The 2,754-nt window shown below is 41.1% G+C and carries 3 protein-coding genes; all 3 read right to left on the reverse strand.

Annotated elements, in window-relative coordinates:
- Nucleotides 1-1,127: 1,127 nt before the first annotated feature.
- The 3 genes from AACT18_RS00065 to AACT18_RS00075 all read right to left on the reverse strand — a co-directional run bounded on the left by AACT18_RS00065 (nt 1,128) and on the right by AACT18_RS00075 (nt 2,669).
- A complete protein-coding gene (locus tag AACT18_RS00065) occupies nt 1,128-1,592 on the reverse strand; it encodes a GNAT family N-acetyltransferase (RefSeq protein ID WP_017046620.1) in 465 nt (154 codons plus the stop codon).
- Between the two features lie 187 nt (nt 1,593-1,779).
- Nucleotides 1,780-2,019 (reverse strand): hypothetical protein, encoded by a 240-nt coding sequence (locus AACT18_RS00070; protein WP_094144239.1) that lies wholly within the window; start codon nt 2,017-2,019, stop codon nt 1,780-1,782.
- A 158-nt stretch (nt 2,020-2,177) separates the two neighbouring features.
- Nucleotides 2,178-2,669 (reverse strand): GNAT family N-acetyltransferase, encoded by a 492-nt coding sequence (locus AACT18_RS00075; protein ID WP_094144238.1) that lies wholly within the window; start codon nt 2,667-2,669, stop codon nt 2,178-2,180.
- Nucleotides 2,670-2,754 lie beyond the last annotated feature (85 nt).

Consider the following 2,754-nt stretch of genomic DNA (forward strand, 5'->3'; position numbering starts at 1 on the left):
TTCAATTTTGCACTAAAGTCGCCACGCGTTGGCAATCCCTCTTGAGCCGTTTGTTAGCTGCTGCACTTTAGCCGGAAATTTGCTACCCAACGGCCTAATTTAAAACACATTATTGTTTTCAAGCGGCAAAGTAAAACGGATAGCTGAGAAACTAAAACCTAATCCACGAAACGTACTTGTCAAAGAAGAAATAACAGGGAAACTGACGAGCTTCTAAGACTTAAATTTACAAAGAATTCTTTCGAAGAAGCCAACAACCAAGTGCGCAAAATCCATTTAAGCGCGAAAGAGCTTCAAAACCAAAGAAGCCACACCAAAGAAATAAACAAACACACCACTTCCCGTAAGAAGACTTCGGTTAGTTCAACCACTTCACGAACAGTGCCACTGGCGAGATATGTGGAAAAGTGCTGACTTTCAGGTGTAAAGCTAGAGCCTCAGACTAAGAAAAATAAGCGCTTAATTTTATGGTTTTTCTTAACCTCAGCTAACGCCCGGTTAAGGGGCTGACAACGCAAAACACTGAACTCAAAATAACAACCGTAATCACAAAGGCCGATTTGAACAAAAACCGCCACGCGTTGGCAGTCCCTCTTTAACCGTTTGTTATGCAAATTCAATGAGATAAACTGAATTTACACGACCAAAAGCCACCATTGCAATGGTTGAGTGATTCAAGAACCAACCCAAGCAAAAGCCGTGATAAATAAGCAGCCAAAACAAAGCCCACCTTTCAGCAACAAACCAAGCTTTTGTGTCAGGAAAACTCAACGAGCGAAAACTTCAGCAAGTACAAAATGCTCGATAAACTTACCCTTTCCACACTTTGCGCACGCTGAATTGGCAACAAACCAGCACCAAAACCGATTGAGGCAAACAAAGAACCTTGCCTGTTTTACGGCTTGAGTGAACCACGAATTTGAGGGTGAAAATGCTCATTTGCCGACAACACAAAACGAATAGCCGGAGAAATCCCAAAAGATTGAAACCCTAAATTTACCTGAGTTGCATAACGCCCGGCTAAGGGGTTGACAACGCACCACCGAACTTAAAAAAACACTGTAAACACTGAACTTCAATTTTGTACTAAAGTCGCCACGCGTTGGCAATCCCTCTTGAGCCGTTTGTTATGAAGCAATTTCACACGCCATGCTAACGAAGTTTTCATCACCACTATCTGTGATTTGGTAGCCTAAACTACTATAAAAGCCTATGGCTGATTTGTTGCTTTTAAAACTAGATAATGTAATGAGATTTCTATTTGCTTCAGCCGCTAGTTGATGGATGTGATTGATAACCTTAAAACCCAATTTTTTCTTCTGATGATCTGGAAAGATGATCAACAAGTGGATATGAAATGCTTGATCGTACGGTTTGAAGCAAATAAGACCGACTCTTTGATTTCGATAAGTTACCCAATAATACCAGCTATGCTGATATTCAGTAGTTAAGCGATGATACTGGTATTCATCATCCCACCCATAAACGGGTTCAACATGAAGTTTAAGAGCTTGCTTTGTCGCCGAAAATACATTGCAAAACTCTGATTCAGCTACTGGTTCCAGTACGATATTTTCATGTGGTTTAGTCATTATTGCCTCCTGCTTCATAACGCCCGGCTAAGGGGTTGACAACGCACCGCCGAACTTAAAAAACACACTGTAAACACTGAACTTCAATTTTGCACTAAAACCGCCACGCGTTGGCAATCCCTCTTGAGCCGTTTGTTAGTTGCGTAACTTGCCATAGGCACTGCCCTTACGAGCACCAAGTAGTGTATTAGTCTAAATGGTCTGGCGTATGGAGATTAGTACCACACACTTTGCACTTATAGTCACCTGTCGGTTCACCTTCCATCAGAGCACTAGCTATTGCAGCGAATAGACCAGAGAAGAAACCGTTAATTTCTGTTTCCTTGCTTTCCCCTGACTTAGAGAAACTTTGGTACCTATGTAGTGTCACCTTTTTGCAATTACAACAGAAGGCTTTTGTTTCTTCAGAGCCGTAAGTTTGAACCAATTTTGTTACCTCTACAAATGCTAATTTATCGACTAGCAACTAACGCCGCGTTAAGGGGTGAGCAACGCAACTACCAACTCACCGCATTGCACTAAAAACCAATAAAATCAACGCATAATGAAAATGCTGCGCGTTGCGAATCCCTCTTAAACGCTTTGTTATGTAACAATATTTTCCATCATGTATATGTGGTCAGCATACATTTGACCACCGATTTCATAAGCATCAGGAATCACACTATGTAATGTGAATCCACTTTTGATTAACACTTTTTCTGAACCAAGATTACCTTCTGTAACCACAGCGGAGAAATTTTTTAGACCAAAATACTTTCGGGAATATTCAACTAAAGCTCGTAATGATTCAGTTGCATAACCTCGACCATGGAAGTGAGTTAAAAACATGAAACCAACTTCAACCGATCCATTCTGGATACAGTAACCTGTTATACCTACTTTGATACCCGTTTCTAATTCGGAAACAACCAAACAGCACCAATGGTTAGAATCTGGTGTCCATGGTTCAAGCCTAGAACGAAATTTAGACTGAATTTCCAACAAAGTCGGCTCATCGAAGCAAAGTGAAATAACCTTTGGATCGGTATGAAGAATTTGAAATAGAGGCCAGTCCGCTTCTGATATCGGAGACATCACTAAACGATCTGAAAATATTTTTTCCACTGAACCTTCCTTGTTACATAACGCCCGGCTAAGGGGTTGACAACGCACCGCCGAA

Source organism: Vibrio sp. V04_P4A5T148 (assembly GCF_963875605.1).
GTDB classification, from domain to species: Bacteria; Pseudomonadota; Gammaproteobacteria; order Enterobacterales; family Vibrionaceae; genus Vibrio; species Vibrio anguillarum.